The sequence below is a fragment of the Desulfurella amilsii genome (assembly GCF_002119425.1).
Lineage (GTDB): Bacteria > Campylobacterota_A > Desulfurellia > Desulfurellales > Desulfurellaceae > Desulfurella > Desulfurella amilsii.
The window spans coordinates 710,675-726,476 of record NZ_MDSU01000018.1 but is presented as its reverse complement, the minus strand read 5'-3'; the positions used below and the strand labels follow the sequence as shown (position 1 = coordinate 726,476).

Annotated in this window: 18 protein-coding genes; 1 reads left to right on the top strand and 17 read right to left on the bottom strand. The window is 33.7% G+C overall.

Annotated elements, in window-relative coordinates:
* Positions 1-37: 37 nt before the first annotated feature.
* The 6 genes from thpR to hisIE are packed head-to-tail and all read right to left on the bottom strand — an operon-like array spanning position 38 to position 4,943.
* Positions 38-580: an RNA 2',3'-cyclic phosphodiesterase gene (gene thpR / locus DESAMIL20_RS07215; RefSeq protein WP_086034164.1), complete on the bottom strand. Its 543-nt coding sequence runs from the start codon at positions 578-580 to the stop codon at positions 38-40.
* A complete protein-coding gene (locus tag DESAMIL20_RS07210; RefSeq protein WP_086034163.1) occupies positions 577-1,572 on the bottom strand; it encodes a CinA family protein in 996 nt (331 codons plus the stop codon). Before DESAMIL20_RS07210 ends, thpR begins: the two co-directional genes overlap by 4 nt.
* A complete protein-coding gene (locus tag DESAMIL20_RS07205; protein ID WP_086034162.1) occupies positions 1,569-2,027 on the bottom strand; it encodes a phosphatidylglycerophosphatase A family protein in 459 nt (152 codons plus the stop codon). The genes DESAMIL20_RS07210 and DESAMIL20_RS07205 overlap by 4 nt, the downstream gene beginning before the upstream one ends.
* On the bottom strand, positions 2,024-3,181 hold the full coding sequence (locus DESAMIL20_RS07200; RefSeq protein ID WP_086034160.1) for an aspartate aminotransferase family protein: 1,158 nt from the start codon (positions 3,179-3,181) through the stop codon (positions 2,024-2,026). The genes DESAMIL20_RS07205 and DESAMIL20_RS07200 overlap by 4 nt, the downstream gene beginning before the upstream one ends.
* Before the next feature lie 29 nt (positions 3,182-3,210).
* A complete protein-coding gene (locus DESAMIL20_RS07195) occupies positions 3,211-4,251 on the bottom strand; it encodes a glycosyltransferase (RefSeq protein WP_086034158.1) in 1,041 nt (346 codons plus the stop codon).
* Positions 4,248-4,943 (bottom strand): bifunctional phosphoribosyl-AMP cyclohydrolase/phosphoribosyl-ATP diphosphatase HisIE, encoded by a 696-nt coding sequence (gene hisIE, locus DESAMIL20_RS07190; protein ID WP_086034156.1) that lies wholly within the window; start codon positions 4,941-4,943, stop codon positions 4,248-4,250. Before hisIE ends, DESAMIL20_RS07195 begins: the two co-directional genes overlap by 4 nt.
* A gap of 103 nt (positions 4,944-5,046) precedes the next feature.
* Between hisIE and cysK the strand changes: the two genes are divergently transcribed.
* Positions 5,047-5,973: a cysteine synthase A gene (gene cysK / locus DESAMIL20_RS07185; protein ID WP_086034154.1), complete on the top strand. Its 927-nt coding sequence runs from the start codon at positions 5,047-5,049 to the stop codon at positions 5,971-5,973.
* On the opposite strand, the gene DESAMIL20_RS07180 is transcribed toward cysK, so the two are convergent.
* From DESAMIL20_RS07180 to obgE, 11 genes are read right to left on the bottom strand one after another with little or no spacing between them, the layout of a single operon-like run.
* Positions 5,960-7,165 (bottom strand): type II secretion system F family protein, encoded by a 1,206-nt coding sequence (locus tag DESAMIL20_RS07180; RefSeq protein ID WP_086034152.1) that lies wholly within the window; start codon positions 7,163-7,165, stop codon positions 5,960-5,962. The two genes, cysK and DESAMIL20_RS07180, sit on opposite strands and share 14 nt — an antisense overlap.
* A 1-nt stretch (position 7,166) precedes the next feature.
* Positions 7,167-8,255 carry a type IV pilus twitching motility protein PilT gene (locus DESAMIL20_RS07175; protein WP_086034151.1) on the bottom strand — a complete coding sequence of 363 codons (1,089 nt, stop codon included), beginning with the start codon at positions 8,253-8,255 and terminating at the stop codon, positions 7,167-7,169.
* A 12-nt stretch (positions 8,256-8,267) separates the two neighbouring features.
* A complete protein-coding gene (gene pilB, locus DESAMIL20_RS07170; protein ID WP_086034149.1) occupies positions 8,268-9,974 on the bottom strand; it encodes a type IV-A pilus assembly ATPase PilB in 1,707 nt (568 codons plus the stop codon).
* The gene (gene aroE / locus DESAMIL20_RS07165; protein WP_158090553.1) at positions 9,961-10,755 is read right to left on the bottom strand and encodes a shikimate dehydrogenase; all 795 of its coding nucleotides are present in this window, start codon (positions 10,753-10,755) and stop codon (positions 9,961-9,963) included. Before aroE ends, pilB begins: the two co-directional genes overlap by 14 nt.
* On the bottom strand, positions 10,736-11,152 hold the full coding sequence (gene tsaE, locus DESAMIL20_RS07160) for a tRNA (adenosine(37)-N6)-threonylcarbamoyltransferase complex ATPase subunit type 1 TsaE (RefSeq protein ID WP_086034145.1): 417 nt from the start codon (positions 11,150-11,152) through the stop codon (positions 10,736-10,738). Before tsaE ends, aroE begins: the two co-directional genes overlap by 20 nt.
* Entirely contained in the window at positions 11,149-11,571 is a 423-nt protein-coding gene (locus DESAMIL20_RS07155; RefSeq protein WP_086034144.1) for a 23S rRNA (pseudouridine(1915)-N(3))-methyltransferase RlmH, read from the bottom strand. Before DESAMIL20_RS07155 ends, tsaE begins: the two co-directional genes overlap by 4 nt.
* Positions 11,562-11,876: a ribosome silencing factor gene (gene rsfS, locus DESAMIL20_RS07150; protein WP_086034143.1), complete on the bottom strand. Its 315-nt coding sequence runs from the start codon at positions 11,874-11,876 to the stop codon at positions 11,562-11,564. The genes DESAMIL20_RS07155 and rsfS overlap by 10 nt, the downstream gene beginning before the upstream one ends.
* Positions 11,869-12,498 carry a nicotinate-nucleotide adenylyltransferase gene (nadD, locus tag DESAMIL20_RS07145; RefSeq protein ID WP_086034141.1) on the bottom strand — a complete coding sequence of 210 codons (630 nt, stop codon included), beginning with the start codon at positions 12,496-12,498 and terminating at the stop codon, positions 11,869-11,871. Before nadD ends, rsfS begins: the two co-directional genes overlap by 8 nt.
* Positions 12,495-13,727 (bottom strand): glutamate-5-semialdehyde dehydrogenase, encoded by a 1,233-nt coding sequence (locus DESAMIL20_RS07140; RefSeq protein WP_086034139.1) that lies wholly within the window; start codon positions 13,725-13,727, stop codon positions 12,495-12,497. Before DESAMIL20_RS07140 ends, nadD begins: the two co-directional genes overlap by 4 nt.
* Positions 13,711-14,859: a glutamate 5-kinase gene (gene proB / locus DESAMIL20_RS07135; RefSeq protein ID WP_086034137.1), complete on the bottom strand. Its 1,149-nt coding sequence runs from the start codon at positions 14,857-14,859 to the stop codon at positions 13,711-13,713. Before proB ends, DESAMIL20_RS07140 begins: the two co-directional genes overlap by 17 nt.
* Positions 14,838-15,800: a GTPase ObgE gene (gene obgE, locus DESAMIL20_RS07130; protein ID WP_086034733.1), complete on the bottom strand. Its 963-nt coding sequence runs from the start codon at positions 15,798-15,800 to the stop codon at positions 14,838-14,840. Before obgE ends, proB begins: the two co-directional genes overlap by 22 nt.
* Positions 15,801-15,802 lie beyond the last annotated feature (2 nt).

Here is a 15,802-nt window from a genome sequence, read left to right as displayed (position 1 = left end):
TACTATATGTTTCTAAAAAAGTCAATAAAATAAAATTTTATATTTGCAGTTTAAATTTTTTTATTTGCTTGTAAATAGGGGCGCTTGATTTTAGTATGCTCTCATAAAGGAAAAATTCTTCGACTCTAAATTGTAGATGATTGTTTTGGATAAAAAAGTTTGTTAATTCCAAAAGCTCTTTTATTTTTTGGATTGGAATATTTTTTAGCCTTGCAAGTGTTATATGGCAGATGTGATCCTCTTTTGCAAAAAGCTCATCAATGTTTGATGTGATATTTTCAAAATCTGCATTGTGATTTTGGCCTATCCACAGTATTCTTGGATTTTTAAGACTTTTAAATACACCGCTTTCTTTTAAGTTGATCTCAAATGCTTTGTTTTTTGATGCAATTTTATTTAAAAAATTTTCAATATGCACAATATTGTCGTTTGTTAGCTCTCCTAAGAATTTTAAAGTAATATGCAAATTTTCGATTTTTGCAAACTTTATACTTTTATCTTTTGATTGAAGTTGTTCTATTAATAACCTTGTAGTGTTTTTTATATTGTAAGGTAGATCTATTGCAACAAATACTCTCATAAATTTTTTGATAATACAAATTCTCTCAAAAATAGCATTGCAAAATTAGCTACCTTTTCTCTAATAGTATTATACGCTCCACTAAATTCCTTAATAATAATTTTATAGCTATTATCTTTAAAATAGGCAAAAAATAAAAACTTATCAAACTCAGAATTGTTAGTAACGGTTATTGCAAAATCAGCGTCACTTAAAGTCAACGAAAAACTGGACAACTCTTTTGCAAAAGTTTCGCTGAAACTTCCAAACCTTTTTTTATAGTTTTCATCAATGCTAAAAAAATACTCCAAAGCTTTATCGCTAAAGCTTTCAATGCAAAGCGTTATATGCTTTCTAAAATTTTCTATTGACATTATTTTTGATGCAAAAAAACCACCGCTTGATAGGTCAATGATAGATATTTTTATCGGTTTGTCCTTTATGGTATTATATAAGGCTATATGACAGCTTAAAGCGTTGTGTGTAAAAATTTTTGCTTTATCAATATTTAATTCTAAAAGTTCATTTTTATTTAACTCCAGCATTGAGTACACTTCATCAGTAAAAATTGTGTTTTGAGTGTTTATGTTGCCTTCAAAAATGCCAATGATTTGGTTTTGTGTGTTAAAAAGGTTTTTTAAGCTTTCAAAGTTAAAGTTTTCTTGCAATTCTTGTGGCACAAAGACTATGGGCTTTTTATAAACAATATCTGCAAATATGCCTTCTGATAGTTTTTTGAAACCAGAAGCTACAATATAGGCTTCATCTTTGAATACGCTTGGGCGCTCAAAACTAACAAGCATAATTTTTTGCAGTTTATGCCACAGTCTTTTTGGGTAAACTATAAATAAACCATTTGTGGTTTGGAATGCAAATTCTATAGATTTGCGTATCTCATTAAAATCATCCCTGCAAGATACCACAAGTGATCTTAGTTCTGCGACAGAACTGATTTTATCCAGATAAAAATCGCAAGAATATGGTATATCCAAAAATACAACCGCATAGCTCATTTGAATATAATATAGAGCAAAATGCCAGCCATTAAGCCGCCTGCTAGATCATCAAGCATAATCCCAAGGCCCCCGCCTATGCGCTCCAAAAAATTGAGCGGTGGAATTTTTGATATATCAATAATCCTAAAAAATAAGAAACCCACCCATACAGCCCAAAAAGAATAACTCACAAAGGCTAAGGTTACAAGCATGCCTACCACTTCATCAATGATTACAAAGGAAGGGTCTTTTATATTATAAGCACTTTCCACAATTTCGCTGGCAATTGTGCCAACTACAAACAAACAAGATACAGTCAGTAAATAAATACTAAGCGAAGCTTCTTTTAAAAACATATATATCAAAATTCCAAACAAAGACCCTATTGTGCCAGGTGCGTATGCTGTGTAGCCTATGCCAAAGACAGTAGCTATAATATCCGAAACTTTTTGGATGTCATCTTCAAATTTCATAATATAGAATCTAAAAACTCGATCAATTTATTTATATGTTGTCTTTCTACGATTAAAGGTGGTTCAAACCTGAGTGTATCGCTTCCAGCTTTGCCAATTAATATTTTATTTTCTAAAGCTTTCTCAATAATTTCTTCACACGGCTTATCAATTGATATACCCACTATTAGACCTACGCCTTTTACAGATTTTATAGAAGCTTTTTTGTCTTTTAAACTCAATAGCTGCCTGATGAAATAATCGCCCATATCTTTTACATGGGATAAAACATTGTTGCTAAAAATAAAATTTAGAACTTCACTTGCCACTTTAGAGGTAAATGGGTTGCCACCAAATGTAGATCCGTGAGATCCTGGTGTGAAGAAAGATGCTACATGCTCTTTTGCAAGCATAGCGCCAATGGGTATGCCTGCTGCCAGTCCTTTTGCCATTGTTATTATATCTGGTGTGCAATCATAGAGCTCATAGGCAAAAAACTTCGAAGTTCTGCCCATGCCGCTTTGGATTTCATCGTCAATTATCAATATATCGTTTTTTTGACAGTAGTTTACTGCTTCTTTTATAAATTCATTTTGCGCCTGATTTATGCCACCTTCACCTTGTATAAACTCTATCATAACAGCGCATACATCTTTGTTTATTTTATTGTAGAAATCATCTATGTCGTTGTATTTTGCGTATATGAAACCTGGTGTTAGAGGCTCAAAACCCTCCTGGTATTTTTTTTGACCTGTTGCTGATAGTGTTGTAATGGTTCTTCCGTGAAATGAATGCTCAAATGTCAGGATGGTTTTTCTATTTTTTCCATACAAACGCGCAAGTTTGATAGCTGCTTCATTTGCCTCTGCGCCTGAGTTGCAAAAAAATGCTTTATCAGTGCATGAGTGCTCCACTAGCATTTGTGCTAATTGGGCTTGTTCTTTTATGTAATAAAGGTTTGATACATGAATAAGTTTTTTTGATTGTTCGCATATCGTTTTTGTTACAATTTCGTGCGAATGTCCCAGTATGTTCACCGCAATGCCTGCCAAAAAATCTAAATATTCATTGCCATTTTCATCATATAAGTATACGCCTTTGCCATTGCTAAAGTAAACCTTTGCCCTGCGATAAGTGTTGGCTATGTATTTATCTGATTGTTCAAAAACATCCATTGTGTTGCCTCCTAAATTGGATTTTATTTTTATAAATTTTGAATTTCATTTAAAGCCTCATCTATCAAAAACTTTAGACTTTCCATAGAATACATTTGCGCATTTTTCAAAGCTGATTGACCCATCTGAGTTAAGTTTTTGCTTTGAATATCATTTAGTGCTTGATATAGGCTTGCTACATTTGGTTTGCATACAATTGCACAGTCTTGACTAACTACTTCAGCTAAACAACCAACATCAGTTACGATGCAGGGCTTGCCCGCTGATAAATATTCTAGGCTTGTACGCGCGATGGCTTCTGAACCAATTGAGCTTACAACACCTACATCAAAAGCGCTGATAATATCTTTTACGTCATCTCTATAGTTGCTTTCTATTATAACACAATCTTGCAAATTTAATTGTTTAATTTTTTGCAGTAAATCGTTTATTTTTATCTCTGTTTCGTATACAAGCATAAAAAGTTTTGCCTGGCGTGTTAGCTTTGAAAAAGCCTCAAGGAGCAAAGATATACCTTTAACAGGCGATGTTCTGCCTATAAAGCCATATACAAATGCAGAATCATCAATACCAAACTCTTTTCTTATCTTTAGAGCCCCCTCTTTTTTATAAGTAAATTTTTTTGTATCAACTACGCCATTTATTACTTTATGTGGTATGTTTATAAAATTTTCAAACTTTTTTGGGCTTAAAAACACGTAATCCACGCAGTGTCTGTTAAGCTTAGGTTTTCTGCTTTCCCCAAATATTCTAACTAATTTAAAATTATTATGTTTTTTTAATAAGCATGCGTAAAATGTTGCATCACCCCTGATAGTAAAAACAAGCTGTGGTTTTATGTCATTGAAATAATTCCTTATTTGATTCAAATTTCTAAAAAAATTTATGGGATTTTTTGTGCGCAAATTTTTTATATAGTATTTGTTAGTTTTTACAGCTTTATCAATATAGCTATCCTGTTGACACAAAAGCGATACCTGGCAAGACTTGTTTAAGATTTCCAAAAAAACTTTCCCTAAAAATGTTAAAGAACTATTCCACGTTTCATCCAGTATGATTGCTACATTCATCTCGTCTTTTTTTCAAATTCGCCAGAAAAATTTTTTCTGCGTTTTAATTCTTCTAGAATTGCATCCAAAGGTATTTTTCTGTAAGCAAGTCCAACCAATAAATGATACAAACAATCACTTGCTTCGTATATAATATGTGAAGCATCGTTTTCTTTTAATGCAAATAAAAATTCTAATGTCTCTTCGTTTATTTTTTTTGCGATTTTTTCTACGCCAGATGAAAATAGTTTAGCAGTATATGAATTTTGTGGCATATCGTTTTTTCTTTGCAGTATCGTTTCGTATAATTCGTTTAGCGTAGAGTTTTGTACATTGTAAACAGTCTCTTTAAAGTTTTCGCCAAGTTGAGGCTCTATTTCTATGACTTGTCCCCTAAAATACTCTCTAAAAAAGCAACTTCTATGAAATGTATGGCATGCGCAACCAATTTGCTCTACTTTGTAAAGCACGCAATCTTCGTCGCAGTCAAATAGTATCTGCTTTATCTTTTGAATATTGCCACTTTCCTCTCCTTTTTTCCATAGTTGTTTTCTACTTCTTGAAAAGTAATGGGCATATCCTGTTTCAACCGTTTTTTGTAAAGCTTCTTTGTTTGCATATGCAAACATCAGTACTTCTTTATTGTAAAAGTCTTGTGTAATAACAGGAACAAATCCATTTTGGTCAAACTTAACTATCTCAAAAATTTCCATATTTTTATAATACCTTAAAAACAGTTTCTTGTAAAGTGCCTTTTAATAAATTTTGACATAAAGGCCAGCAAATGATAAAATTATTAAAAGTATAGGGGGAAAAATGAAAATCATTGAGACGTTGGGGAAAACGCCATTAGTAGAGCTAAACGTTAAATTTGATACAAATGCTAGGCTTTTTGCGAAACTTGAAACAAAAAACCCAACTTTTTCTGTAAAAGATAGAGCGGCATATTTTATGATTAAAGATGCTATCGATAGCGGCAAACTAAAACAAGGGATGCAAATAATTGAGCCAACAAGCGGTAACACCGGTATTGCACTATCGTTTTTAGGTAGGGTGTTTGGCTTTGGTGTAAATACCGTAATGCCAGAATCAATGAGTAAAGAACGCATTGCTCTAATGGAGTTATTCGGCGCAAAAGTAATTTTAACAAGCGCTAAATTGGGCACGAAAGGTTCGATTGATAAGGCAAATGAGCTTCTAAAGGCCTCTGATAAATTTTTTATGCCAGACCAGTTTAACAACCCATCAAACCCTAAAGCCCATGAACAAACTACGGGCCCAGAAATATTCAACGCTTTAAATGGCAATATTGATGTTTTTGTAAGCGTCGTGGGCACAGGCGGGACGATAACCGGTGTTTCAAGATTTTTAAAAAAAGTTAAAAAAGATTGTATTAGTGTAGCTGTTGAGCCACAAAATAGCCCAGCTATAAGCTCTTTTTTAAAAAACATTGACTATACTCCAAAGCCCCATTCAATCCAGGGCATTGGGGCAGGTTTTGTACCGGGAAATCTGGATTTAGGTCTTATTGATAGGGTTGAGCTAGTAGAAGATGAAGAAGCCATAGAGTATAGCAAATATCTATCCCAAAAAGAAGGGATTTTAGCAGGCATATCAAGTGGTGCAAATTTTGCAGTAGCTTGCAGATTGGCAAAAACGCAAGAGTTTAGGGATAAAAATATAGTTTTTGTTGTGTGTGATAGCTTGACGCGTTATTTAAGCACTTTTGCTATCCGCCCTTGATTGCCTGTCCCATTTTAAATATTGGTAAATACATTGCTATAACAAGCGTTCCTACTATGACACCTAAAAATACTATTATTATAGGCTCTAGCATTGTTGTTAGATTTTTAACACTGTTGTCTACTTCTTCTTCATAATATTGGGATACTTTAACAAGCATGTCTTCTAACTTTCCAGTTTCTTCGCCAACCGAGATCATTTGAGATACCATATCTGGGAAAATCCCTGCTTTTGATATAGGTTCTGATAGATTAGATCCTTCTTTTACCGATTCTTTTACTTTGTTTAAAGCATTTTCTATAATAAGGTTGCCAGAGGTTTTTGCACCAATATCTATGGCTTCAAGAATGCTCACACCACCTGAGGTAAGCATTGATAAAATTGAAGAAAAGCGCGCAATCGATGTTTTTAGTATAAGTGTACCAAGCAAAGGCAGCTTAAGCAAGACAGAGTCTATATATGTCCTAAACTTGATACTTTTCTTTTTTGCAATAACAAAAGCGCCAATAATGATAGCAATAATTAGAAGTATAATTATTATATAGTCTCTTAAAAAATTGCTTGCTCCAATTACCATGCGAGTTAGTAATGGTAATTGCATACCGCTGTCTGCATACATTTTGCTAAATGTAGGTATTACGAATGTTAATATTAAAGCAATAACACCAACGGCTACTATGCTAACCATAGTGGGGTAAATCAAAGCGCCTTTGAGTTTGCGTTTGAGTTCTAGATCTTTTTCCATAGTAATCACAAGTCTTTGCAGTACAACATCCAAGTTACCACTTGCTTCACCTGACTCCACCATATTTATGTATAAGTCCGAAAATATATCTTTGTGTTCTCTTAGCGCATTAGAAAAAGAAGAGCCGGCTTCAATATTTTCTTTTATGTTTCTTATAATTTTTTTTAATTTAGGGTTTTTTATCTGTTCAATAAGGATGTTGAATGCTGAAACTATAGGAATACCGGCGTTTAACATTATAGAGAGTTGCTTTGTCATAATCATAATATCTTTTGGTTTAGCATTGTTTAAAAAATCTAGCTCAATTGGTGGCGCTGACTGTTTTATTGACAAAACATTGATATTTTGCTTTTTTAACTTTATTATAGCGTCTTCTTTGCTGCCTGCCGTAACTTCGCCTTTTCGCTTCACATTATTTATGGTGCCTTTCCACCTAAAATACGCCATTTTAACCTCTCATATTAATTTTTATTCTATCCATCATGTTTTTAAGTTCGTCTTTATTTAAAGAAGTATTTAGCGCTTCATTGTAAGAAATCAAGCCTTTAGAGTAAAGTTCAAATAATGATTGGTTAAATATCTTCATACCCGTTTTATCCTGACCTATTTGCATTGTTGAGTAAATTTGGGGTATTTTGTTTTCTCTAATTAGGTTTCTTATAGCAGAGTTTGGTATTAAGATTTCTACCGCTACCACTCTGCCTGAGTTGTCTTTTTTCTTTAATAGGCTTTGTGTTACTATGCCTTGAAGTGATGTAGAAAGCTGAACTCTAATTTGTTCTTGTTGTGATGCTGGGAATACATCTACAATTCTTGTGATGGTTTCTGCAGCTGAGTTTGTGTGAAGCGTAGCAAATACTAAATGGCCAGTTTCTGCAACAGTCAAAGCAGTTCCTATTGTTTCTGCATCCCTCATCTCACCAATTAGTATAACATCTGGATCTTGTCGCATGATGTGTTTTAGGCCTTGCGCAAAACTTGACGCATCTGTGCCAATTTCTCTTTGATTGACAAGCGCTCTATCGTGTTTGTAAGTAAACTCGATAGGATCTTCAAGTGTTATAATATGCACTGGTCTAGATTTATTGATTAAGTTTAGCAGTGAAGCAAGTGTGGTGGATTTACCAGAACCCGTTGGGCCGGTAATCAAAACCAAGCCTTTTGGCAGATTTGCAAATTCCTTTACAATTGGTGCCAAGCCCAAAGTGTTGAAATCAGGTATTTCTTGAGGTATTATCCTAAAGGCACCTGCAACTGAGCCTCTTTGCATAAATACATTTGCCCTGAATCGAGCTAATTCTGGCACGCCAAAGGAAAAATCAACATCAAAATTTTCTTCAAACCGCTTCCTGTTTAGCTCATTCATAACGCTATAGCATAAATCCCTTGTATCTGTGGGCAATAGTGTATCATATTCTAAATTCACAAGATCACCGTTAATCCTTGCCCGTGGGGGAGAGCCCACCGTTATATGCAAATCGCTTGCTTTGATTGAGCAAATATACCTTAGGAGTTCAACCAAATCTTTTGGTTTCATAGGCTACCTCTCTTAGTTTATAGCTGCGCTTAAAACCTCTTCAAGCGTGGTTATGCCTTGTTTTACTTTTTGTAATCCATCTTGTTTTAGTGTAAGCATACCTTCTTGAAGTGCTTTTTGTCTGATTGTGTTTTCATCTTTGTTTTCAATTATCATTTCCCTTATATCTTCGCTTATGTGTAGTACTTCAAATATAGCCATTCTACCCTTGTAGCCAGTGTCTAAGCAGTGTGAACAGCCCTTGCCTTTAAAAAGCCTTATATCGTCTAAATCTGCTTTGTCAAAACCTGCTTTTAATAAGATTTCTTTGGGTAAATTGATAGGTTGCCTGCAGTGAGTGCATATTTTTCTAACCAATCTTTGTGCTAAAACCAACCTTAGGGAACTTGCAATCAAATACCCATCTATACCCATATCTATAAGCCTAGTAATTGCTGATACAGAATCATTTGTATGCAAAGTGGATAAAACTAAGTGGCCAGTAAGAGCGGCTCGAACTGCAATTTCTGCTGTTTGAGTATCTCTTATTTCACCTACCATAATTATGTCTGGATCTTGCCTTAAAAATGAGCGCAAGACACTACTGAACGTCAACCCTATGTCTTCTTTTACCTGTACCTGGTTTATACCTTCTAAGTTATACTCTACGGGATCCTCAACGGACATTATGTTTCTATCCTCTTTATTTAGTTCATTTAAGGCTGCATATAGCGTGGTGGATTTACCAGATCCTGTTGGGCCTGTAACTATAACGACGCCATTGGGTAAGCTTATTGCGTGTTTGAAGCGTTGTAAGTCGGTTGGCCTCATATTTATGTTGTCTAGCGAAACTTTTATGTTTTCCCTGTCAAGTAGCCTCATAACAAGCTTTTCTCCAAATACAGTAGGGACAGTTGAAACTCTTAAATCAATAAGTTTGCCAAAGGCTCGTATTCTAATCCTTCCATCCTGCGGAAGGCGCTTTTCTGCAATGTTGAGTTTTGCCATTATCTTAAAGCGTGTTATAAGATTTGGAGCAATTGTTTTTGGTGGTGTATTGACAGTCTTTGCCTTGCCGTCAATTCTAAACCTAACCCTGAATGTATTTTCGTACGGCTCTAAGTGAATATCAGATGCTCCTTCTTTGACTGCAGATTCAAGTATGCTGTTTGCAAGTTTTATAATAGGCGCATCGTCTATATTTGAAGTTTCATCAAAATCAAGACTTTCTATTTGCTCTATTGAGTTATCAAGGCTATCAATACTTTCTGTTACATTTCTAACAAGCACCTCTAATTCTTTGCTTGTGCCGTAGTACCTTATGAGATATTCGTTTATTTGGCTTTCTTTGACAAGGTAAATTGATATTTTCTTTCCAGTAAGAAACCTCAATTCATCAATCAAAAAAACATTCTCTACACTGCATAAAGCCACTTTTAAAGTATTGTTTTCTATCGAGAATGGAAACACACGATGCTTCCGCGCAACTTCACTGGGTATTGAGTTTATAGCTTCTTTTTGCGGCTGTATTTTTGAAAGGTCAGTCGTTTCTATGCCATATTTTTTTGATAAAAATTCTACAAGTTCATCTTCAGTTACTAAATGCTCTTCTATGAGTATTTTGCCAAGCATTTCACCTGTTTGAGCTTGTTTTTGTAGGGCCTTGTCAAGCTGTTCTTGAGTGATTTTGTTTTCATATAAAAGCATTGTGCCAAGCAATTGTCGGCTAGTGGTTACCATTTATAACCTCAAATGCGTAATTTATGTCAAACTCTATACCAGTCCAGATTTTGAATGCCCAGTATGCTTGATAAACAAACATTCTATTGCCATCTATGCCATTTATACCAAACGCTTTAGCATGTTTTATAAGCGGCGAATTATATACAATATCAACCAATAGTGTATTTTTGTTTAATAAATTCAAATCCAGCACAAACTCATTTTCCGATAAGCTAACAGATGTGGTATTAACAATAATTTCGCTTTTATATACATCTTTTTTTTCAATAATATTTAAAGTAATTAAATCGCTGAAGCGTTCTTTTAGTTTGAATGCATTCTTAAATGTCCTGTTGTAGATATTAAGTGTTTTGACGCCTTTTTTGTAAAATGCGTAAATGCAAGCACTTGATGCTCCTCCTGCGCCTAAGATGCATATATTTTTTGAGCAATCTGTATCTTTAATAGTTTCAAAAAAACCTAAATAGTCTGTGTTAAATCCAAAAAGCTCGCCGTTTAAATTTTTTATAGTATTGATTGAGCCTATAATCTTTGCCTCTTGGTCTAGATAGTCTACAAGTTGAATTGCTTCATTTTTAAAAGGTAGTGTGATGTTAATGCCTTTAATGCCAAGTCCCCTTATACCTTCTATGGCTTGTTTTAGGTTATTTACTTCAAAGGCTACATAAACTGCATCAATATTGTATTTTTCAAACATAGAATTATGAAGTTTAGGAGACAAACTGTGTTTTATGGGTTTACCAATAATTGCATATAGATTAGTTTGAGCCCCAATCAATTTCCATGCTCCTTTGTGTATTTGTTAAAATAAATTTTATCATAATATCTGGTTTTATTTCAAGTAAATTCGGCCATTCTACAAAAAAAATTGCATTTTCTTCAAAATACTCGCAGATTCCCATATTTAAGAGCGATTCTTTTGTTTCAACCCTATACAAATCCATGTGTATAATCTTTTTATCATTTAGCAAGTACTCGTTTGCTATAGAAAATGATGGACTACCTCTAAAATCTTTTATGCCTAAATAATATAAAACAAAACGTACAAAAGTTGTTTTGCCCGTGCCTAAATCCCCTTGTAAAAAGATTATCAGCCGTTTAGCGTTTTTTATGTTTTGTGCAAATTCTTTTGCTATTTTTTTTGTTTGAGATAGAGTTTTTACCCAGTATATCATTCTTTATGGTAAGGTAAATGGTTTATGATTGTAAAACTTCTATAAACACTTTCACATATAATTAACCTTGCTATTGCATGAGGCAGTGTAAGCTTTGATAGAGAAAGGGAAAATTTTTTTTTAAACGCTTCTTTGTCTATACCAAATGCACCGCCAACCACAAATACAAGTGGTTTGTTGATTGTTTCTATGAGTTTTGCAAGTTCAAAAGAGTTTAATTGCTTACCATTCTCATCAAGTACAAAAACAAAATCGTCAGATTTAATCTTTTTTTGTGTTACAAGTGCTTCGGACTTTGGTGTTGAGGATTTTATATATAAGGTTTCAACATCACAAAAAACCTTCATACGTTTTATGTACTCTTGACAAAACCTATCAAGCTCAAATTTTTTTCCAACAAAAATAAACTTTACTTGCATTCAAAAGTATGGATGGGCATATCTTTCCACAAATACTCTAGATCAATCTCTTTTCTTTTGGAATCGCTAAATAAGTGTATAATAGTTGATCCACAATCTATAAGTATCCAGTCGCCTTTTTCATCACTTTCAACATGGTTAATGGTGTTTAATTTGTCAAGTTCATCAATGCAAGCTAGCGATTGATTCAAAGAGTCGCTTATTCCAATAATAAAATAATCAAATAGAACCTGGTTTTTTCTCATATCAATGATTTTGATATTTTCAATTTTTTTTTCGCACAGAATGTTTAAAATTTCATTCATTTAAATAAAACCCCTTTTCTAAAATCATTTTTTCCACATTATACGGGACGAAATATCTGATGGTTTTGTGTTCTTTAACGCGTCGGCGAATCTGACTTGATGATATATCTATTTTTCTGTAATAAATATAAGCACTTAGTTTTCTTGGGGGATATTTTGCCATTTTTCTTGCTTCTATAAACTTTAACCAATGGTATTTTAATTTTATTTGCTCTATGCTGTATTTTGGTCTTGTTATGATTATAAAAGTAATTTTATTTAATAACTCTTTGTAGCCTTTCCATGTATCAATATCCAAAAAAGCATCTGCTCCAATGCAGTAAAATAACTCATTGTCTTTGTATTGTTTTTTAAGCAAATCTATCGTATCTACAGTATAACTTATTTCTTTTGAGTTTATTTCTATATCGCTTACTTCAAACCCTCCGAGTCCAGCTATACTTAAAGCTACCATATCGTATCTGTTTTTTGCGCTTAAAGCAATGTTTTTTTTGTGAGGCGGAACACCAGTTGGTATAAACACAAATTTATCAATAAAAAAATACTCTTTTATTTCAATTGCACTGATTAAATGGCCAATATGTATGGGATTAAAAGTGCCACCAAAAAAAGCCACTCTCATTGCCTAATTTGACCATTTCCTCTAATTTTGTACTTATACGTTGTAAGCTCTTCTAGTGCCATTGGGCCTCTTGCATGCAATTTTGAAGTACTAATGCCAATTTCGGCTCCAAAACCAAATTCTCCACCATCACTAAAACGTGTTGAGGCATTTACATAAACGCAAGCCGCGTCAACTTTGTTTAAAAAAGTCTCAGTATTTGCATAATTTTGTGTAACGATAGCTTCTGAGTGCCTTGATCCATATTGATTTATATGTTCTATGGCTTCATCTATGTTATTTACAATTTTAACTGACAGAATGTAATCTAAGTATTCTGTTTGCCAATCTTTTTGCGTTGCTTTTTTAACATAAGGTAGAATTTTTAGTGTTTCTTCACAACCTCTAAGTTCTATAATACTTTCAAATTTTTTTGCCAAAAGCGGCAAATAACTTTTTGCAATGTTTTTGTGAACAAGTAAAGTCTCTATAGCATTACAAACAGACGGTCTTTGGACTTTTGCGTTGTTTGCAATTTCAATTGCCATGTCGATATTTGCACTCTCATCAATATACAGGTGACACAAGCCCTTGTAGTGTTGTATTACGGGTACTGTGGCATTGTAAGAGATGTGGGTAATTAAAGATTCTCCGCCTCTTGGTATTAGTAAATCTATATACTTGTCCATTTTAATGAGATGGTTGATTGCTTCTCTGTCTGTTTTGTCGATAAAAGTCAAAAAATCAGGGTTAATATTAAAAGTTTCCAGCGTATCTCTAATGAGTGTGCTTAAATATTTGTTTGTATTAAATGCTTCTTTACCGCCTCTTAGCACGCAGGCATTTGAACTTTTAAAACAAAGGGCAAATGCATCAACAGTTACATTAGGCCTTGCTTCGTATATTATAGCAATTGTACCTATAGGCACACGTACCTTTTCTATTTCAAGGTCATTTTTTAATTTCCAGCCTTTTATAACTTCTCCTACAGGGCTTTTTAGGTTTTTTATGGTGTTTAGCGATTCAATTATAGACTCTATTCTTTTTTCATTCAAAGTAAGTCTATCTATCAATGCTTTTGATAAATTGCTTGCTTCTATATCTTTGCGGTTTTCTTCTATAATCTGGTTTTTATTTCTTTCAATACTATTTGCAACTGCTTCTAAAACAGCATTGATGTTTTTTTCGCTTAACTGAATTTGTGAGGCTTTTTTTGCTTTTTTGCACAAGTTTTCAATGTAGTTTTGCATACGGCTCCCCTTTGTCAGCGTTTACTAATATTATATTATCTGTACTTATTACATCGGCTTGAGCTTTATAACCTAATATAGAACTAATCTGGCTTGAGTGAATACCTTTTATTTTTTCAATATCAGTTGAGTCGTAGTTAACAATGCCTTTGGCTACACGTTTATTTTCAAATACAATATCAACGACATTGCCTTTAGAAAATGAACCTTCAATGGTTTTTATGCCTTTTGCTAATAATCCTTTGCGGTTTTTTATACTTTCGAATGCTCCATTATCAATGTAGAGTTTGCCTAAGCTTAGACAGTTGTTAATCCAATACACCTTTGATTTAACGTAATCGTTGGGCAAAAAAATTGTTTTGGGAAAAGCTTTGTCGAAAATTAGGCTTTTAATGGGGTTTTGTCTTTTTCCGTTTGTTATTACAGCAGTTTTTCCACCTTGTGAAGCAATAAATGCGGATTTTATTTTGCTTGAGATACCGCCTTCTCCAAGTTTGCTTTTGCCTTTTAAGCTTTTTAGCCAAGTTTCTTCTTGTGTAACAATTTCTATAAGTGTGCTATCTTTGTATAATTTTGGATCTTTATTGTAAACGCCATCTACATCCGTTAGTATAATAAGTAAATTTCCTTCTATAAGATTTAAAATGTGTGAAGAAAGGCTATCGTTGTCACCAAACATTAGTTCTTTAATGGCAACAGAATCGTTTTCATTTACTATAGGGACTACTTTCAAACCGAAAAGGGCTTCAAATGTATTTTTTGCATTTAAAAAGCGTTTTCTGCTCAAAATATCTTCAATGCTTATCAATACTTGTGATGTATTGATTGAATACCGTGCAAATGCTTTTGCATATATGCTCATAAGGTAAGGTTGACCAATACTGGCTAGTGCTTGTCTTAGAGGAATACTATCTGGTTTTTTCTTGATATTTAATACTTTCATACCGCAAGCTACGGCACCGCTTGAAACGATAAGCACTTCTTTATTTTGTTTGTTTAAATAATAAACATCTTGAGCTATCTGGTTAATCTTATCTTCGTCTATATCGTAATTATTAGTAATTATTGCACTGCCAACTTTTATTACTATTCTGTTATATTTGCTAAAATCTAAATATTCTTGTTTATCCAATCAAGAAGCTCCTTGAGATTAGTTTTTTTAAGCGCACTGATAAAGTAAACGTTGTGTGGGTTAAATTGTTTTTTGTAGGTTTCTTTGTTAATCTTATCGATAAGGTCAATTTTATTTAAAGCAATTGCAAATTTTTTGCTTTGTAAATCAAGCCCGTAAGATTTAAGTTCCTTTATTAAAACTTCAAAATGCTCTTTTGGGTTATCTGTGATATCTAAAATAAAGATTAAAATCTTGGTTCGCTCAATATGGCGCAAAAACCTAACGCCCATTCCTTTGCCTTGACTTGCACCTTCGATTAGTCCAGGTATATCTGCTACCACAAACTCTTTATCATTGTGCGATACATACCCCAAATGTGGTGTAAGTGTTGTAAATGGGTAGTTAGCTACTTGAGGTGTTGCGTTGGAGATTGCTTGCAGCAAACTTGATTTTCCAGCATTTGGAAAACCTACAAGGCCCACATCGGCAATGAGTTTTAACTCTAAGATGATTTCTTGTTCTTGCGTTTTTTTCCCTTTTGTTGCAAGTTTGGGTGTTTGGTTTGTGGAAGTTGCAAAGTGGGCGTTGCCTTTACCGCCAGCACCCCCAAAACTAACTATAAACTCTTTTTGATCTGCATCTAGATCAGCTAAAACATTGCTTTGATTTTCTTTTATCACTGTGCCTACTGGCACTTCTATTATAATATCTGTACCATTTCTGCCTGTTTTATTATTTGAAGATCCATTTTGGCCATTTTGGGCAATAAAGAACTTTTGAAAGCGGAACTTTAATAGAGTGTTTTCATGCTTTGTAGCTTTAAATACTACATCTCCGCCTCTGCCGCCATTACCACCATCTGGCCCGCCTTTGGGAATAAATTTTTCCCTCCTAAAGCTTACACAACCATCGCCACCATTTCCTGATTTTATGGTAATTTTGGCATAATCTATGAACATCT

Bases quoted from the DNA above. Each gene is read 5' to 3' on its own strand.
- thpR (WP_086034164.1), bottom strand. From the start codon at position 580: ATGAGAGTATTTGTTGCAATAGATCTACCTTACAATATAAAAAACACT.
- DESAMIL20_RS07200 (WP_086034160.1), bottom strand. From the start codon at position 3,181: ATGGATGTTTTTGAACAATCAGATAAATACATAGCCAACACTTATCGC.
- hisIE (WP_086034156.1), bottom strand. From the start codon at position 4,943: ATGGAAATTTTTGAGATAGTTAAGTTTGACCAAAATGGATTTGTTCCT.
- tsaE (WP_086034145.1), bottom strand. From the start codon at position 11,152: ATGATATACTGGGTAAAAACTCTATCTCAAACAAAAAAAATAGCAAAA.
- DESAMIL20_RS07175 (WP_086034151.1), bottom strand. From the start codon at position 8,255: ATGAAACCAAAAGATTTGGTTGAACTCCTAAGGTATATTTGCTCAATC.
- DESAMIL20_RS07205 (WP_086034162.1), bottom strand. From the start codon at position 2,027: ATGAAATTTGAAGATGACATCCAAAAAGTTTCGGATATTATAGCTACT.
- DESAMIL20_RS07195 (WP_086034158.1), bottom strand. From the start codon at position 4,251: ATGAATGTAGCAATCATACTGGATGAAACGTGGAATAGTTCTTTAACA.
- nadD (WP_086034141.1), bottom strand. From the start codon at position 12,498: ATGAGAGTGGCTTTTTTTGGTGGCACTTTTAATCCCATACATATTGGC.
- cysK (WP_086034154.1), top strand. From the start codon at position 5,047: ATGAAAATCATTGAGACGTTGGGGAAAACGCCATTAGTAGAGCTAAAC.
- DESAMIL20_RS07140 (WP_086034139.1), bottom strand. From the start codon at position 13,727: ATGCAAAACTACATTGAAAACTTGTGCAAAAAAGCAAAAAAAGCCTCA.
- DESAMIL20_RS07180 (WP_086034152.1), bottom strand. From the start codon at position 7,165: ATGGCGTATTTTAGGTGGAAAGGCACCATAAATAATGTGAAGCGAAAA.
- pilB (WP_086034149.1), bottom strand. From the start codon at position 9,974: ATGGTAACCACTAGCCGACAATTGCTTGGCACAATGCTTTTATATGAA.
- obgE (WP_086034733.1), bottom strand. From the start codon at position 15,800: ATGTTCATAGATTATGCCAAAATTACCATAAAATCAGGAAATGGTGGC.
- DESAMIL20_RS07155 (WP_086034144.1), bottom strand. From the start codon at position 11,571: ATGCAAGTAAAGTTTATTTTTGTTGGAAAAAAATTTGAGCTTGATAGG.
- DESAMIL20_RS07210 (WP_086034163.1), bottom strand. From the start codon at position 1,572: ATGAGCTATGCGGTTGTATTTTTGGATATACCATATTCTTGCGATTTT.
- rsfS (WP_086034143.1), bottom strand. From the start codon at position 11,876: ATGAATGAAATTTTAAACATTCTGTGCGAAAAAAAAATTGAAAATATC.